16 protein-coding genes and 1 other annotated feature are annotated in these 17,075 nt (G+C 50.7%); of the genes, 5 read left to right on the top strand and 11 right to left on the bottom strand.

Annotated elements, in window-relative coordinates; translation table 11 throughout:
* Positions 1-5 precede the first annotated feature (5 nt).
* The 4 genes from EDM54_RS09095 to EDM54_RS09080 all read right to left on the bottom strand — a co-directional run bounded on the left by EDM54_RS09095 (position 6) and on the right by EDM54_RS09080 (position 7,198).
* Positions 6-2,030, bottom strand: coding sequence for a penicillin-binding transpeptidase domain-containing protein (locus tag EDM54_RS09095; RefSeq protein WP_412679382.1), 2,025 nt, complete (start codon positions 2,028-2,030; stop codon positions 6-8).
* Positions 2,031-2,272: 242 nt separating this feature from the next.
* A complete protein-coding gene (gene htpG / locus EDM54_RS09090; protein ID WP_003387888.1) occupies positions 2,273-4,153 on the bottom strand; it encodes a molecular chaperone HtpG in 1,881 nt (626 codons plus the stop codon).
* A gap of 205 nt (positions 4,154-4,358) precedes the next feature.
* Positions 4,359-5,534: a PstS family phosphate ABC transporter substrate-binding protein gene (locus EDM54_RS09085; RefSeq protein ID WP_122958100.1), complete on the bottom strand. Its 1,176-nt coding sequence runs from the start codon at positions 5,532-5,534 to the stop codon at positions 4,359-4,361.
* 110 nt (positions 5,535-5,644) lie between these two features.
* A complete protein-coding gene (locus EDM54_RS09080) occupies positions 5,645-7,198 on the bottom strand; it encodes a 2-isopropylmalate synthase (RefSeq protein WP_003387893.1) in 1,554 nt (517 codons plus the stop codon).
* Between the two features lie 93 nt (positions 7,199-7,291).
* Positions 7,292-7,521 (bottom strand) — a binding site (T-box leader).
* A 300-nt stretch (positions 7,522-7,821) separates the two neighbouring features.
* Here EDM54_RS09080 and EDM54_RS26760 point away from each other — a divergent pair.
* Together EDM54_RS26760 and EDM54_RS27355 are read left to right on the top strand one after the other, a co-directional pair.
* Positions 7,822-8,004, top strand: coding sequence for a hypothetical protein (locus tag EDM54_RS26760; RefSeq protein WP_218032624.1), 183 nt, complete (start codon positions 7,822-7,824; stop codon positions 8,002-8,004).
* Between the two features lie 32 nt (positions 8,005-8,036).
* Entirely contained in the window at positions 8,037-8,204 is a 168-nt protein-coding gene (locus EDM54_RS27355) for a VOC family protein (RefSeq protein WP_218032625.1), read from the top strand.
* A gap of 194 nt (positions 8,205-8,398) precedes the next feature.
* On the opposite strand, the gene EDM54_RS09065 is transcribed toward EDM54_RS27355, so the two are convergent.
* The 4 genes from EDM54_RS09065 to EDM54_RS09045 all read right to left on the bottom strand — a co-directional run bounded on the left by EDM54_RS09065 (position 8,399) and on the right by EDM54_RS09045 (position 11,160).
* Positions 8,399-8,797 (bottom strand): DoxX family protein, encoded by a 399-nt coding sequence (locus EDM54_RS09065; RefSeq protein ID WP_003387896.1) that lies wholly within the window; start codon positions 8,795-8,797, stop codon positions 8,399-8,401.
* Between the two features lie 332 nt (positions 8,798-9,129).
* Entirely contained in the window at positions 9,130-9,552 is a 423-nt protein-coding gene (locus EDM54_RS09055) for a VOC family protein (protein WP_024984441.1), read from the bottom strand.
* 32 nt (positions 9,553-9,584) lie between these two features.
* Positions 9,585-10,061, bottom strand: coding sequence for a helix-turn-helix domain-containing protein (locus EDM54_RS09050; RefSeq protein ID WP_122958099.1), 477 nt, complete (start codon positions 10,059-10,061; stop codon positions 9,585-9,587).
* Positions 10,062-10,122: 61 nt separating this feature from the next.
* Complete coding sequence (locus EDM54_RS09045) at positions 10,123-11,160, bottom strand: AraC family transcriptional regulator (RefSeq protein ID WP_170208327.1); 1,038 nt, start codon at positions 11,158-11,160, stop codon at positions 10,123-10,125.
* Positions 11,161-11,385: 225 nt separating this feature from the next.
* On the opposite strand from EDM54_RS09045, the gene EDM54_RS09040 reads away from it, so the two are divergent.
* Complete coding sequence (locus EDM54_RS09040) at positions 11,386-11,961, top strand: NAD(P)H-dependent oxidoreductase (RefSeq protein WP_031932270.1); 576 nt, start codon at positions 11,386-11,388, stop codon at positions 11,959-11,961.
* A 51-nt stretch (positions 11,962-12,012) separates the two neighbouring features.
* On the opposite strand, the gene EDM54_RS09035 is transcribed toward EDM54_RS09040, so the two are convergent.
* Both EDM54_RS09035 and EDM54_RS09030 read right to left on the bottom strand, forming a co-directional pair.
* A complete protein-coding gene (locus EDM54_RS09035) occupies positions 12,013-12,342 on the bottom strand; it encodes a hypothetical protein (RefSeq protein WP_122958098.1) in 330 nt (109 codons plus the stop codon).
* 20 nt (positions 12,343-12,362) lie between these two features.
* A complete protein-coding gene (locus tag EDM54_RS09030) occupies positions 12,363-12,800 on the bottom strand; it encodes a hypothetical protein (RefSeq protein WP_122958097.1) in 438 nt (145 codons plus the stop codon).
* A 330-nt stretch (positions 12,801-13,130) separates the two neighbouring features.
* Between EDM54_RS09030 and EDM54_RS09025 the strand changes: the two genes are divergently transcribed.
* The gene (locus EDM54_RS09025; RefSeq protein WP_122958096.1) at positions 13,131-13,601 is read left to right on the top strand and encodes a DinB family protein; all 471 of its coding nucleotides are present in this window, start codon (positions 13,131-13,133) and stop codon (positions 13,599-13,601) included.
* A gap of 33 nt (positions 13,602-13,634) precedes the next feature.
* Here the strand turns inward: EDM54_RS09025 and EDM54_RS09020 are convergent, their stop codons facing one another.
* Entirely contained in the window at positions 13,635-16,028 is a 2,394-nt protein-coding gene (locus EDM54_RS09020; protein ID WP_122958095.1) for a penicillin acylase family protein, read from the bottom strand.
* Between the two features lie 406 nt (positions 16,029-16,434).
* On the opposite strand from EDM54_RS09020, the gene EDM54_RS09015 reads away from it, so the two are divergent.
* Positions 16,435-17,037, top strand: a complete 603-nt coding sequence (locus EDM54_RS09015; protein ID WP_227277557.1) for an RNA polymerase sigma factor — start codon at positions 16,435-16,437, stop codon at positions 17,035-17,037.
* Positions 17,038-17,075: the final 38 nt, after the last annotated feature.

Raw genomic sequence — 17,075 nt, 5'->3', positions numbered from 1 at the left:
GTGCTTTACGACGCATTCTTCAACACCTGCTGAAAGATACGCTTGACCTTCTTCGTGACGACACTGCTCCCTCCGCGTCCTTTCACATCTTCGACCATCATGGACAACAGCAGCTCCGGAGCATCGGCATCAAATCCGACAAACCATCCGTTTTCTTGGCCGTCCGCGTCTTTGCTCTGTTTCAATTCTGCCGTCCCGGTCTTGCCGGCGATGGATTTCCCCGGAATATATGCGCCGTGTCCCACTCCATCGGGGCTGCTGACCGCTTGAATGAGGTCTTTTCTCAATAGCGCCGCTGTCTCGGGAGTCATGGCTTGCTCCTTCCAGATGCCCGGCTCTTTTGTCTTGCCATCTTCCAGCAGCAGGGGGCGAGGGATATTGCCTTCGTTCACGAGTGCCGAATAAACCAATGCGACGTGAAGCGTGGTCATCTTTACTTCCCCCTGCCCGTAGCCGGTATCCGCAAGCAGAATTTCGTTCTGGATGCCGCTGTTCGAAAGCTGCGACTTGCTAAACGGATAGGGAATGGGCAATGCTTCGCCTATTCCGAACTTGGCGCTCTCTTTTTCAAATGCTTCGGCACCGATCTGCAGTGCTGCCTGCGCGAAGTATATGTTGTCCGAATAAATGAGAGACTTCAGCAGATTGACGGATTTCGCCGCATGGACGCGCGTGACGAAATAGTTGCCCCACGAACCGTCTTTGGCCCACGTCAGCCCGGAGATTTGTTTCTCTTCGCCGGGATCAATGGCATTTATATCCAGACCGATCGCAGCCGTGACGACTTTAAATGAGGAGCCGGGCGAATACCCCTTTGAAAACCGGTTCAAAAAAGGATTCCGGGGATCGTTCTGCCACTGCTCGTATTGACGGCTGGACAATCCGCGTATGAACGCATTCGGATCGTATGACGGGCTGCTCGACAAAGCAAGAATTTCGCCCGTCTTCGGCTGAACAGCCGCGACAGATGCCGACTCCTGCTTTACCTCGTCGTAGATGGCCTGCTGCAGGCTTGCATCGATGGTCAGCTTGATCGTTTCCCCCGGAACAGCCTTCGTTTCGGCAATTACCGCTTTTTGCTTGCCTTTTTCATCGGCAACGGCGATAACCGCTCCGTTTTTTCCTCTCAATCGGTCTTCGAATACTTGTTCCAAGCCGGCTTTTCCGATTTGATCGCCGATGCGATAGCCCCGATCCTTGTGCCGCTTCAGTTCCTCGGCACTCATCTCGCCTATATATCCGGTCAGGTGCGCTGCAGCCTCGCCATACGGATAGACACGCAGTTTTTTATCCTGGAAACTCACCCAAGGGACATTTCTGTATTCCGCTGCGGTTTCTTCCCCCACAAACGCGATGGGAACAAATAAATCAGGCTTGACCCAGGAAGCGCTCAGCTTTTTGTCGATCTCCTCCACGCTGATGCCCAGCTTCTCAGCCAGTTCCGCTTTATTCTTTTCCGCGGACTCCCCCAGCTTCCCCGGAATGATGCCAAGCTGCAGAGCTGCTCCGTTTAGCGCCAAGCCGTTTCCGTGTCTGTCCAGTATCTCGCCGCGCTCCGCTTTAATGGTCTGCACCCGCACCTTATCTCCCTTTTCCATTTGCGGGAAAATAAGCGAGGGCTCCCACTCGATCAGCCACTTTGTTTCCTTGTCGAGCTCGGTCTTTTTGAGCTTTAGTTGATGGTCGAAATCCAGCGGACCGGCAACCGTGTCCATTTTGACGTGATAAGGGACGGTCATTTCCGCTTCGTCTTTGCCAGCGGGCTGCTGCTCCACGGAGATCTTCTCGATCGAAAGGTTCTTTGCTTCGATCCCGTCATAGATTTTCTCGTAGCGCTGCGCGAACTCTTCGGCAGTCATCCCGGCTTTTGCCTCGGGGGTCAATTGTTCGTACATCTCTGAAAAATGCTGCTGCTGCCAGTCGGAAAGATACGACTGCGCGACATCCTCGGGGTTTTCTTCCTGCTTGCTGCATCCAACCAGAGCCAAGATGAAAAAGAAGGCAGCCATCGTCCATACCTGTTTTTTCACTGTCCATTCACCCTGCTTTATTGAATGATGATAGCATTCCTTTCCTGGTCGCTCAGAAGAGGGCCGACATTGGCCGGCCGGTCTACTGGCCGTACATGCGCTCCTCCTTCGTCGCGACAGCTACATCATAGGTCAGGGCGCATTCCCGATCAATAGATGAACAATGATAACAAAATGATAATGGGAAAACGAAAAAACGCTTGAGGCCACTTCAGAACCCCAAGCGTTTTGCGTCACGTTCATCAAACCATGATTTTGCAAATATCATTTGTAAATTCAACCGGATCTTCAACTGGCAGGCCTTCGATCAAAAGGGCTTGATTGTACAAGAGAGCCGTATACAGATTCAGCTTCTCCTTGTCTTTTTCATAGGCGTCTTTCAACGATTGGAACACGTCATGCTGAACGTTGATTTCCAGCACTTTGTCCGCCTTCACATTGGGGTTGTTCGGCATGGCGTTCAAGATTTTTTCCATTTCGATCGTCACTTCCCCTTCTGTCGACAAACAGACAGGGTGACTCTTCAATCTCTTGGATGCTTTTACTTTTTTCACTTTGCCCGCCAACAGGCTGGTCATATAGTCGAACAGTTCTTTGTTCTCGCTGTTCTCGGCTTCGTCGGCGCTTTGGCTATCATCCGCTTCGATGCCCAGGTCGCCGCTCGATACGGAACGGAATTCCTTGTCTTTATACTTTTGCAGCATCTTGATGGCGAACTCGTCGATGTCGTCGGTGAAATACAAAATTTCATAGCCTTTTTCGGCCACCAGCTCTGTTTGCGGGAGCTTTTCAAGCCGTTCATTCGATTCCCCGGAGGCGTAGTAGATGTATTTCTGTTCTTCCGGCATTCTCGCCACATATTCATCGAGCGTAACCAGCTTTTTCTCCTTGGACGAATAGAACATGAGCAAATCTTGCAGGACATCCTTATGGCTTCCAAAATCGCTGTAAACGCCGAATTTCAATTGTCTGCCGAACGATTTATAGAATTGCTCGTACTTTTCTCTTTCATTTTTCAGCAGACTTTGCAGCTGGCTTTTGATTTTGCTGGCGATGTTTTTCGCGATCAGCTTCAACTGCCGGTCATGCTGCAGCATCTCCCTGGAAATATTGAGAGACAAGCTTTCCGAATCTACCATTCCTTTGACAAAGCTGAAATGGTCCGGGAGCAGATCGGCGCATTTGTTCATGATCAATACGCCATTGGCATACAGTTCGAGGCCTTTTTCATATTCTCTGGTGTAATAGTCGAAAGGAATGCTCTCCGGGATAAACAGGATGGCCTGATAGGACACCGCGCCATCCGCGTTGATATGGACATGCGCGAGCGGCTTGTCGAAGCCGTAATGCTTTTCCGCGTAGAAGTTCTCGTAGTCTTCATCCGTCAGCTCGCTCTTGTTTTTTCTCCAGATCGGAACCATGCTGTTGATCCGCTGTTCTTCCTGGTACTCCTCGTACTCGTTGTCGCTGCCTTCCTTCAGTCTTCTTCCGGTCACATCCATCTTGATCGGATAACGGATAAAGTCGGAGTATTTTTTGATGATCGCCCGCAGGCGGTACTCCTCCAAAAACTCGTCGAAGCTCTCTTCCTCCGTGTTTTCTTTGATCTTCAGGATGACGTCTGTACCGACCGTTTCCTTTTCGCACGGCTCAATCGTATAGCCGTCCGCTCCGGAAGACTCCCACTTGTATGCGCCGTCGCCGTTCAGCGCTTTGCTGATCACCGTCACGACATCCGCCACCATAAATGCGGAATAAAAGCCGACGCCGAATTGGCCGATGATCGCATGGCCGTCTTTCGTTTCGTTCTCTTTTTTGAACGCCAAAGAGCCGCTCTTGGCGATGACGCCGAGGTGATTTTCCAGCTCTTCCTTCGTCATGCCGATACCGGTATCACGGATGGTCAAGGTTCTGTTTTTCTTGTCGGCAATGACCTTGATATAGTAGCTGTCTTTGTCAAAGACCAGGCTCTCGTCAGTCAGCGCTTTGTAGTAAATCTTGTCGATCGCGTCACTCGCGTTGGAAATCAGCTCGCGCAAAAAAATCTCTTTTTGCGTGTAAATGGAATTGATCATCATTTCCAAGAGCCGCTTGGATTCCGCCTGAAATTGCTTCTTTTCCATTGGACATTCTCCCTTCCCTGGAAACTTGGTTCATCGATGTAGCGATCGCGATAGCGAATCTTTTTTAGCACTCTTTGGCCTTGAGTGCTATCCACTATTTTTTATAGCAATACTCCCTTTTTGTGTCAACGAGGTTTAGTGACAGAACGCTCGTATCACACCTATCAATCCAAATCCAGTCTTGGCGGCCGGTCCTGCAGCTTGCCTATCGAACAGCCGGATCCGCTATCGGCACATAGCCGGTCTTTTCCACCAGCCACTGTCCTTGGGGCGACAGGATCCACTCGATCAGCCTGGATACGTTCGGATTGTCGCTGCCCGCTGTCACAGCGTAGAACTCGGCAGTCAACGGATACTCCTTGCTGCTGATCGTGCTTTTCTCCGGCTTTACTCCGTCCACCTCAAGCAGGCGAATATTGCCGTTGCTTGCCATCTCGGTCGCGAAATAGAGGAATGAATAGCCGATGGCGTTCTTGTAGTTCCGGTAGTTCGCCGTCTGCTCGATAATTCTCCCCATCCCTTGGACCACATCCTCCTGGGGAGGGGTCATCAGCTCCTTGTCTTCCATGAACCTCTGCAGCATGCTTTGGCTTCCGCTGTTCTCCGGCCGCTGGAAGGCGCGAATCGCTTCATTGGGGCCGCCTACCTCCTTCCAGTTGGTGATCTTTCCCGAGTAAATATCCTGGATTTGCCCGGTCGTCAGCCCTTTCACGGGATTTTCCGCGTTGACGAAAAAGACGAAGGCTTCCCGACCAACCGGCGTGAGCTTCAGCTCTTTGCCTTTCCTTTTGGCTTCCTCCAATTGCGATTCGGAGGGAGCAAAGGCAAAGATGACATCTGCGTTGCCTACGATCAAATTTTCGTATGCCTGCGGAGTCTTGCTGACCATCACTTCGCCATCGTACAGATCGTACTGCTTCTCTGGATAAACCGCCTGCACAAAGGCGGCATATAAAGGATAAAACGCTGTCGCTCCGTCAATTCTGGGCAGCTCGGATTCCAGCTTGAGGGTCGAGGGCTCCTCCAGCTTTGCCGCTTTCGTATATGGCTGAAACGGGCGGTACTGCTCCAAATCTACATCCTGCTCGCCAACGGTTTCGATACTGTTATGGTAGGCGTAGTTGATCTCATAGCCTGCCACGGCCAAGAGACACAGGCCAAAACAGACCGCCAGCGATCGATAAAGGATACGCGGCTTGATTGGAACGAACATTCGCAAAATAACGAACAGAATGAGCACAGCCGTTACTACTGCCGAAAGCGGCGTATAAAATTTTACTCCGCCTTGCAGCGTTGTAAACAACATCGCCATGAAACCGAAAAACAGCAGGCCAGCGATGATCACGATGCAGCCAATGATTTTCCCGATAAGATTGTACATGTCTGCCCCCTTGCTCTTTTCTCTACTGCCCATTATAAGCGAATGTAAAAGAATGGCAAAAGGAACAAATCAAAAACCCCTGGTTTCCCAAGGGCTTTTGATTGTCCAGCTTACCCAACCGGATTCAAGCTCTCATTCGTCACATCAAGCAGGACGGCGTTGATGCCGTTGAGGAAAGCCATGGCGCTCGCCTTGATGATATCCGTGTCCATGGCCCGTCCGGAGTACGTTTTGCCTTGATGATCGATGCGAATATTGACGCGCCCGATCGCTTCTTTCCCTCTGGACAAGCTGTTGATTTTGTAATCCTTCAATTCCACGTCCAGTCCCACCAACGATTTGATGACACTGTACAAAGCATCGATCGGTCCGTCGCCGACCGCGCTGTCTGTAAATTCCTCGTTGCCCTTTTTCAGCTTGACAGTGGCCGTCGGATACTGGTCATTGGTCATCACCTGGAAGGATACCAGCTCATACAGTTGACCGCAGCTTTGCTGCTGAAGCGCGCGGTGATTGGTGACCAGGTAGTAGACGTCGTGGTCGTACACTTCTTTTTTCGAATCGGCCAAGGCGAGGAATTTTTCGAACAGCGCCTCAAAATCAGCCGCATCGCCTGTGTCAAAGCCCATTCTTTCCACCGCATTTTTAAACGCATGGCGGCCGGAGCGGGCCGTCAAAATCAGTTCCATGCTCTCCGCCCCTACGTCTTCCGGCGAAATGATTTCATACACCTGTTTATCCTTCAGCAAACCGTCCTGGTGGATGCCGGAGGAGTGAGCAAAGGCATTTTCCCCGGTAATCGCTTTGTTCACCTGTACATCCAGTCCAGTCAGGTACGTGAGCAGCTTGGATGTTCGCAGCAGCTCTGTCGTTTTGATATTGGTGGAGCAATTGTAGTAATTCTCCCGGACCTTGAGTCCCATCACGACTTCCTCAAGTGATGTATTCCCGGCTCGTTCACCCAAACCGTTAATGGTCACTTCGACCTTTTCCGCCCCGTTTTTCACGGCAGCAAGTGTATTCGCCGTAGCCATCCCCAGGTCGTTATGGCAATGGACGCTCAGGATGACGTCCTCATTGAGATTTTTCAACCGTTCGTTGATCTTGCGGATCAGCTCGCCGAATTCCTCCGGGACCGCATATCCAACCGTATCCGGCACGTTGATGATGGTAGCGCCTGCTTTGACGACGGCTTCAATCGTTTTCCACAAATATTCGAAATCCGACCGGGATGCGTCCTCTGTCGAGTACTGCACGCGCGGAAGCAGCGTTTTGGCGTATTTCACCGCGTCGACCCCCATCTGCAGAACGGCGTCCTTGGAGCGGTTAAATTTCTTGTCCACATGGATGTTCGAGGTACCCAGCACGATGTGGATGAACGGGTCCTGCGCAAGCTTGATGCTATGGTACACGGCGTCGATATCGCTTTTGACCGCGCGCGCCAGTGCCGTAATCGAGACGGCGTCCCCTACACTTTTGGCAATTTCCTGAACCGCTTGAAAATCCCCCTGCGACGAGGCGGGAAAACCGGCTTCAATCATATCTACCTGCAGTCGTTTCAACTGCTGTGCGAACTCGACTTTTTGGTGGACATTCAGTTTGGCGCCCGGCACTTGTTCTCCGTCGCGCAAAGTGGTATCCAATACGATAATGTTTCTTGTCATCTGTGCTTCCTCCCCAGTACTCCTTGTTTTCTGTATATCAAGCGGGGGCGGCTAAACCCGGACTTTAACCAACAAAAAAACCCCGTCTCTACGTATAGAGACGAGGTTGACCCCGCGGTACCACTCTACTTCATTTCCTGTGAAATGAGCTCATTCGATGGCCATCACCATCTATCCTTGTAACGGTGGAACTCCGGCTTACCCTACATTGTCAGGCAGCAGTTCATAGACGAGTTCGAAATGAATGATACTGCCGCTTCGCACCGACCAACGGCTCTCTGAAAGATCTTTTCATTTCTACTACTTCTACTCATAACCATTTGCTTGTTAAATTATTGGAAATTGTATTACATTCGTAAAGTTGTGTCAACAGGCAAATCTTTTTTATGCTTGGGGTATCTTGCTCATATCCCTGTACAGCATATTCCACCGATGGCCGTCCAAACGGTGAAACCGATCCCGTACATCCATCCCAAATCCTTGTCGCGATGGAGGCGTCTCTTTTTAAGACGCCGCTACACTCTTAGTGCAATCTCTAGTTTCTCCTGATAAAAGGTTGTAAAAATTCCGTATTATGGCTTATCCTAAACCTAATCTGGAAGGAGAGGACGTGCAAACCGGTAATGGTGCGTACAGAACCAATCATTGCAGTGAATGATGTGAAGGCCAGTTCGCAGTGGTATCAATCGCTGCTCGCTTTCCAAAATAGCCACTCCAACGGCATATTTGATCAGCTTGTTGATACGGATGGAACATCCTGCTTTGCCTGCATCATTGGGGTGATCATGGGCATCCGTCGTTACTGAGTCCGGATCATGGAAAGCCTGGAAACGGACTGTTGCTCTTTTTCCGGGTTGACGATTTCGACCGTGCATGGGAAAGAGCTCAATCGCTTGGAACAAAGATTGAGGACGAGCCCCATCTTAATCCGTTTGCCGGACACAATGAATTCACCTTGCGCGATTTAGACGGATATTATATCACAATTTGCTCTGTACCGGTTTGAGGTACGGCAGCACTCCCGACTCTCTCCTTTCGTTGGAAGGCGGCCTTTCAACTGCAGTAGCAAATGATAAACGCCACTACGGCAAAAAGAGAACCGATCAGAAACACCTTCTGAAAGGCCGATGCCCAGCCCCTCTTTGGAACCAACGAAAACACCGGCAGTTCAGCCGGTGTAAGGAAGCGTATTTATCCTTCTCAATCCTCTCTGTTTTGCAGGGGAATGAGTTTCCGTGCCCTTTCGTTTCTCAGCCAAATCGCTCCCCAAGCCAACACCGCAAGATAGACCGGAAACAGGACATGGCTGAAAAGAGGAGCATCCATGCGAATGTGTGTAGCGATGGCCCCCCCGAAATAGCCCGTCAGCAGGACCGCGCCCAAAAAAGCTGTACGAGGAATCGCGTAAAGAATCGTGGAGATGAGTCCGAGTGTACCAATCACAGCAAGATGATGCTGGGCGTATCCGAGCTGCAGTGTTCCTTCCACTACGGGAGCTGGTTGAATAAATTTGAAAATACTGTCGAAGAGCATAAACAAAATGACAAGTCCGCTCATGATTCGCGCCGTCCACAGCCGGCTTTTTGAAATGCTGTTCATCCTGTCATTTCTCCTTTCCTCATTTTCCACTTTCGGGCGTTTTTACGATCAAGCTTCATTTCCATTCGTAATACCTTCCTTACCGCTTTGCTCTGACTTCTCCCATCCTCCCTTTCCCAGCAACCAGGATCGTGCCTCTTGTATACGTAAATAGTAGCAAAACAAATCATTCCTGGTTTCTTATGGATTGCTGTCATACGCTAGATGCCAACTCCATTCAAAGAAAATACCACGTCCGCTGACGTGGCTTGAATGTGTTTGTAAGCTCCAGCATGTCGGCAGGATCAATCCTGTACTCCTACACTGACCATACACCGAATACAAGCGGCAAGTTAACCCTCAATCTCCCAGGCCGGATTCCAGACTACCTCCCACAAATGGCCGTCCGGGTCCAGGAAGTGCCCGGAGTATCCGCCCCAAAAGGCTTCATGCGCCGGGTCTGTTATCACGGCCCCGGCCTTTTCGGCGAGTTCCATGATCTTGTCCACTTCTTCTTTGCTGCCGACATTGTGACCGATCGTAAATTCGGTTGAGCTTGGCGATGCCAAAGGAACCTTCGCCTCATGGGCGATGTCCTTCCGCTGCCAGATAGCGAGCTTGAGCCCGGCTTGCAGGTCAAAAAAGGCAACGGCGCCGTGTTCAAATTCTGTACCGATGATCCCCTGTGTCTGCAAACCGAGTCCGTCGCGATAGAATGTCAGCGATCTTTCCAGATCGTCTACCCCCAATGTAAGAACGGAAATTCGCGGTTTCATCATCTTGAACAGTCCTCCCAGAGCTGATTTTTTTATTCACTTTTCACATATGATCGCCGATTGCCACCCTTTTTTATAGTAAAAAACGGACACGTTTCTTTGCTTTTTACCTGTTTGAAAACCTGGTTGGGAGTCAATCCATAATAACGTTTAAATTGATTGATCAAGTGCGCCTGATCGTAATAACCGTATTTTACAGCTACGTCAGCGAAATGGGACTGTGATCCATTATTCAGCTCTCGCAGCAAGCTCTGAAAGCGGATGATGCCTGAAAGCTCTTTTGGGCAGACCCCCAGCTCTTTTTGAAAGCCTCGTCTTATATTCCGGTCACTGTATCCGAGCAAGTCAGCCAAAGAGCTCATCGAAACCATTCCGCGACTGACGTACATGTATTGCAGACTCGTTTGCAGCAGATCGTCGGAATCAGCTGCCTGTGCATGCAAACATTTCAGCAAATCGAGCAGTTCGCGCTGCACGGCAGGTGTTTGAAAAGGAAGATACATTCGCATGTGAATTCACTTCCTTTTGATCATAGATTCATCGACGCCGGGATTGTATGTGCGGCAATGCTCATAATTCAGCAGTATCGAGGGATACCGATTTTTGTCTTCTCTGAGCCCGGTACTGCCCCGGCGTCAATCCCGTCCATTTTTTAAATGCAGCTTGAAATGCGCTTGGCTCTGTATAATGCAGCAAGTAGGCAATCTGACTGATGGAATACTCGTGCTTGTTTAAATAAACCAACGCGATTTCCTTGCGAACGCGAGCCGACAACTCATTATAAGACGTACTCTCTTCCTTTAGCTTCGCTTGCAGTGATCGCGTACTCATCTGAAACGATGCTGCTGTCTCCTGCAAAGTCGGAAGAGACGCAGGCATGCACGCCATCATCCATTGGAAGACACGGTCCGAAAATTCCCTTCCTCTGAGCAGCTTCTCTCTGACTTCTTCTGCGATCGGTTCAAAAGCTCTCCGCAATCGCGGATCTGAATACAGGATCGGATATTGCAGAACCTCCTTGCTCATGCGCAGCCCATTTTCCCGCCCGTCAAAGCGCGGCTCTACGCCGAATATGGACAAGTACGGGCCGTCATCCGCAGGAGCTGCATGGGCAAATTGCAGCTCCTTTATCGTAATGGACCGGTTGCTCATGCGGGCAATCAAATGATACAAGGAGCTGACCATATCCTCCACGCACTGGCGGGACATCGGCGTTGGGGTTGTCTTGTAAAACCGGAGGATCGCATCGTCTCCCTGCTCCTCCCAATCCAGATTATACCCGCTGCAAAGAATCACGTTGTACCTTTGATAAGCCTTCAGCGCATCGACGATTCTATCGGAGTGCATCATGACATAGCCGAGAATGCCCATATCGGCGATATCCGTAAGCTCTCCCTGATGCAGGCCGAAATAGTCGTCCTGCGTAAACCGGGCGGCTTCGTTCATCAACCGCACCAGCTCGCTCTCGTCTATGCGGGCGTCCACATCCTGCAGCTTCGCCATGTCAAAAGAAACGTGACGGCAAAACTGCCCGAAATCGAACCCTTTTTGCGCGATGGTCTTCATGATCGGGTACACCATGGAAATGGCAAATCCCTGGTCATCCATCAACGTCCAAGCCTCCCTTTTGCGCAAAACAACAACATTTATGCGCTTTGCATCATTTATGTGTCCGAAATTCATCCGTTATACTGAATACAGTCCTTCTTTCCATCCTATCACAATGAATGAATCGCATCGGAAGGCTACGGTTTTTGCTCCCGCCCGGCAGTGTGTGCAAACCGCGGAGGCAGCCATTTTTTTCATAATACGCACAAAGGGGGATACAGAAAGTTGAATATTCTCGTAATCAACGGACATCCCGATCCGGAAAGCTTTTGCTCTGCCTTGTCCCATGCTTATATGGAAGGGGCCTCCAGCACATCGGCACAAATTCGGACCATCGACTTGAGCCAAATTGAGTTTGATCCGAATTTGAAGTATGGGTACCGGAAAAGAACCGAGCTTGAAAGCGACTTGCAGGAAGCGCAGGAATTGATCCGCTGGGCCAACCATCTCGTCATTGTCTACCCGACTTGGTGGGGAACGATGCCTGCCATCCTGAAGGGATTTTTTGACCGCGTCTTTTTGCCCGGGTTCGCGTATAAATACCGAACAGATTCTCCATTATGGGATAAGCTCTTGACCGGAAAAACGGCGCGTTTGATCGTCACTATGGATACGCCTGCCTGGTACAATCGCTTGATCTACAGACAAGCCGGGCATCTCGTGATGAAACGAAACATCTTGCATTTTTGCGGGATCAAGCCAGTGCGTGTGACCGAAATCAGCCCGGTGAACTCTTCATCGGAGAAGCAGCGGGCCAAATGGCTGGAGAAAGCAAGGCAGCTAGGCTCCAAACTGGCGTAACACCGACGGATACTGTCATTCACTGGCGATTCGCAGCAACTTCCCGCTCTCCTATTTGTAAGTTGCCGACTCCGTACGGACGGACTCGCTGTCCATTGCAGCTTGGACCTTGATTGTATGCGGACCGCTCTCCGTGTTTGCGATGGCAGAGCTCAAGGAAAAATGGGGTACCTGCAGCACCGCCTTGACCGATTCGCTCTTCTCAAGCACGCTGCCCCTCCAGCGGTATATGTTTACATCCGGCCAGTGAAGGTGCAAGCCTTCAAACTGATTGACCAGTTCATCCGCTCCGTCTCCGTCCAGGTCTGCAAGACGCGGGTCCCCCCAATCCTCAAAGGCGAACCATTTGTCTTGGGAACTATCATAGTAAAAATAACCCATCCTGGCCGGTCCGTTTGCAGCTAATGCCGCTGCACCTGCAGCACGTAATTTGAGCCCGCAGCGGCATGGTTTTTCTCCAACAAGACCACGGAAGCCTTTTTCTTTTGAATGGCGTCTTCAATCAGACTGGCAGAAAAACATTCCCGATAGCCGAACGTCTCTCCTTTATGTTCAAGAAGAGCAACAGCCTGGTAATCGGAACCGCAAGAGGCAACCGGATTTGTTTCTTTAAACACTTGCAAAAATGCCGGGCTTCCCGCTACGTTTCCGAATGGAATGGTTCCGGCATGCTCCCATGTCTGGGCAGGCTTTGCATTTTCGAGTTCTGTAAGCTCAACCGCTTGGAACAAGAGTGCAGCCTGTTCAGGGAACGAAATACGCAGCGATGCCTTCTGCTTCCGGCTCCAAACGTGCTTGCAAGCCATAGCCTTCTGAGCGAACCGTTTTTTCAAGGCCATCCCTGTCGACCCGTAAGGTTGGTTCGGATTCCATTGGGTTGCCGCAAGCACTTGCAGCTACTACTAGCAAAATCATCACTGTGCAGAGATGAATCCGTATGTTACCCATCAGCTTTTTCTGCTCCTCGTACAAATTTCAACTAAATAGACGGCTGATCCCATGAAAAGTTTCCTTCTGGCCTGCCATGAGGTCCGTTCAGTAAAAAACCACGTCTTCCACAACGTGGTTACATTTATTTCGTGAAAACCCAGAAGGTACTTGCTCTATATCGAAGAATTATATTCGAAATGGCTACCAGCCACACGAATTATGATGAAGGAGAGGAACGGATGGAAAAGTTGATCGAGGAGTACCGCCAAGACCATGAGCTGCTGCGAGAAGCCGTTGAAGGATTGTCTGAGGAGGAGTTGCGGTTCCAACCTGCACCGGACAAATGGAGCATCCACCAGATTCTTATTCATGTTGCAGATGCCGAAATCTTGGCGACACATCGGCTGAGAAAAGTCTTGGCGGAGGAAGAACCGCTTCTCCTGTCATTTGATCAGGAAGCCTGGACGGATAACCTCGGATATAATCGGTTGGACCGCAAGCAGCATATGCTCCTGTTCCAAATGCTGCGGGCCAGCATGCTGCCGCTTCTCGAAAATCTGACTCCCGAGCAGCTTGAGCGGGTCGGGCAATATCCCGATGGAGTGCGGTACACGTTCAAAGAGCTGCTGGGATTGCGCGTCCAGCATGTCCGTGACCACCTCTCCCAGATTGAGCGGGTAAAGCAGGCATTTCGGGAGCATAGGCTATAAGGAGGACCCTCCTTCGCCCGACCTAACAACAATCTACTTGGGCCGGAGCGTTAGCACATGGCCTGTTTCCTGTGTGTCCGCGATGGATGTGGCATGGTACACTCCCTCGACCCATGCACCAAACTGATCGTCGTACCAAGGGCTTTTTACATGTCCCGACTGACCGGGACCGACTACATGATACCCCTTTGTCAAATCATTCGTATCGACGACAAACCGCCAGGATGCCCCGTGGTTGATGAGGCCCGTCTTTTGATTGTAGCTGGCGGCCTGGACAGTTACAGCGCTTCCCCCTGCCGGGATCGGTTTTGCCCAGTTAAAGAGGTAGTTCAGTCCGGTCACGCTGGACAAGGGGTGAAGAAAAGACATTTGATGAGCCTCGCCCCACTTCCATTTCTCGCTGTTTGTTCCGTGGGCAGCTTCGATTTCCGCAATGGCTTCCTGCAAAGCAGCGTGAAGCACCTTGGAAAGCCCTCCCTTCTCCTGTACCCAAGGACCCGGCTTGCCGGTGTGGGCTCTGCGGATCAGATCGTCGACGATTTGCCTCTTTCCTTCAAACAAGTCATTTATGCTGTCCGGTATTTGCTCCTTGAACAGGACATTCGCCACTTGCCGCATCCACGTATGAAATACGAGAGGCGCAGCCAAATCTTTGTCGTCGACGAAATTCCATGTTTCCAGCACAGCGAGAACAGCCTTTTCTTTCTCCGTGAGCGGCTCCTTTTTCACATGCTCCAAAAAGATCGGCACGAATTCATCAGCCTGCAGGTTTGCTTGATCCATTTGCAGCTTTTGCATGTCCTCCACGGTCAGCTTTTCCTTTGCCTGCAGCACCTGCTGTATTCTCATTTGACGATACGGCTGTGCCCAGACATTGCTGATGTGGTACGGATAGCTGTCATCCGTGACTTTGTAATTCGCGCTGGAGATGAAGCCCTGCATTGGATTCACAGTCTTGGGGAGCTGGTCGTACGGGATGTACCCCGTCCACTCGTATTCATCTGTCCACCCGGGAACAGGGACGAGGCTGTTGCCCTTTTTGCGGATGGGAATTTTCCCGTTTGCCTTGTAGGCGATGGTCCCATCCTGTGCGGCAAATACAAAATTTTGCGTCGGCGTGTGGAAGTCTTCCAGCGCCTTTTCAAACTCGTTCCAGTTTTTCGCTTTATTCATCCGCAAAACCGCTTCCAGCTCCCGGGATGGCTCCAGCGCCGTCCACTTCAACGAGAAAACGGTATCTTTGCCGCTATCTTCGGCGAACTCCGAAATAACAGGCCCATGTCTCGTAATGGTGACCTGATACGGGATCGTCTCTTTGTCCTTCACCCGGATCGGCTCATCGATGACCTGTGCTTCCTCCCATTTCCCCATGTAGAGAAACTGGCTCGGCTGCTCCGGATTTCTTTTTTCGATATACAAATCCTGTACATCCGGTCCCGTATTCGTCACTCCCCAGGCCACATGCTCGTTATGGCCCAGAATAATCCCCGGGACTCCCGCAAAAATAACACCGCTCACATTTACCGAAGGAGCCTTCAGATGGGTCTGGTACCAAATGGATGGCGTCGCCAGGGACAGGTGCGGATCATCCGCCAACAGCGGCTTGCCCGACGCGCTTTTTTTGCCGCTAACCACCCAGTTGTTGCTCCCATTGAATTCAGGGGGAATGATCGCTTTGGCAAAGCTTTTCTCGACATCTACTTTTCCATCCCCGATGGGCGGAATGATCGGAGGCCCCGCTTTTTCCTCGTTCGGGAACAGATCGTACGCCTTCTCTTTCGGAAAATGGTTCAGGAGGTAATAGCGAAACGCTTGCCCTTCCCAATGCCCGCCCAGATCATAGGCCATGTATTTTCCGATGGTCAGCGAGTCGAGCGGCGTCCATTCCTTTGGCTCATAGCCCAGAAGTGCAAATTCGATGGGCAAGGCTCCCTTTGCCTTCGCCTCGCTGATGTAGGCATTCACCCCGTCTGCATACCATTGCAGGATATCCTTGGCTTCCTGCGAGTAGACCTCATGGGAGAGCTTTGCCGCTCTGCGCAATCCGAGCGTCCGGAAGTATTTATCGCGGTCCACAGCCTTCTCGCCAATGACTTCGCTGAGCTCGCCGGATGCTTGCCTTCTGCTCAAGTCCATTTGAAACAGGCGGTCCTGTGCCGTAACATATCCTTGGGCCATGAATAAATCATGCTCGTTGCTGGCGTAAATATGCGGGACGCCATGCTCATCTCTTGCGACCGTTACCGATTCTGCAAGCCCCGCCACGGAAAGCTCGCCTTCGATCTGCGGCAGCGACCTTGCTATGTATGCGTTTGCGATTCCAAATAAAACAGCGCTGATTACAAGCAAAACAACCACTGCGGCAACAACAATCTTGACCGCTTTTTTCCTTCTGCTCACCTTCTGTTTTTGAAGCACAGCTTCCATTGAACTCGCCCCCCCTTTTGTACAAGGTAAAAAATGAATGACTATTCAGTTAATTTTCTTTAGTATACCACAAAACCGCCCAATAGAAAAAAATTCCAACCCCCCCGAAACCTATCCCCGGATTTCCCGACGATCTTGAGTCGTTCCTGCATGCAAGCTGTTGCCCGTGCACTGGCATTTCGCGGATGCCCGTATCGATTTGAACGTTCCGGGCGTAACTGTAGTTGGGCATTGGCTGTCTTGTCCACAAAAAGGTTGACCGCCCTGTTGCTGCTTCCTGTATGTTGAACTGGTGCCAACTTTGATTTCACGGGCGAGAACGACTGCTCCCGTCCGTCCATTTCTTATTTTTTTCGGTAACCGTCACATTTTGATGTGGCTCCTTCGTTGTTTAGGATGAAAGGGGGTGAGCGGTTTGGATGAAGCTGAACTACAGGGGATCATCGCTGACGTATTGAAGGGTGATACCGAGAAGTTCGAGAAGATTATGCACCTCTACCAAAAATCGATTTTTCTCTATTGCTATCACATGCTGGGCCATCATTCCGAAGCCGAGGACAGCGGCCAGGAAGTATTTTTGAAGGCATATCGCTATTTGGAGAAATACAGGCCCGAGATTCCGTTTGGCGCCTGGCTGTACAAGATTGCCTACCATCAGTGCATCGATGTGATTCGCAAGCGAAAACTGGCGAAATATCTCCCCTTCTTTTATCGGGACGAGAAAGAAAACAAACACGTGGATCAGCAAATCGAAGCCCATTATTTCGACGAGTCCGTGCATAAGGCGATGTCGAAATTGTCGGTGGAAGAGCGGAACCTGTTGATTTTGCGCTGTGTAGAGGAAAAGAGCTATCAGGAAATCAGCCTCATTCTGAATCAAAGCAGCGCCACTCTTCGAAAAAAATACGAACGTTCGGCTGCGAAATTCCGCAAGTACTATGCCCAAGGAAAGGAAGTGGGACCAAATGAGATCGGACAGGGATCAGGATTTGAGAGAACTTTTTCATGACCCACGAATTCCCGATGTAGACTTGACGGGAAAAGTGA

The organism is Brevibacillus borstelensis, assembly GCF_003710865.1.
In the GTDB taxonomy this organism is placed as follows: Bacteria; Bacillota; Bacilli; order Brevibacillales; family Brevibacillaceae; genus Brevibacillus; species Brevibacillus borstelensis.
Note: the sequence above shows the minus strand (reverse complement) of the source record. Positions and strands in the feature narration are given on the sequence as shown.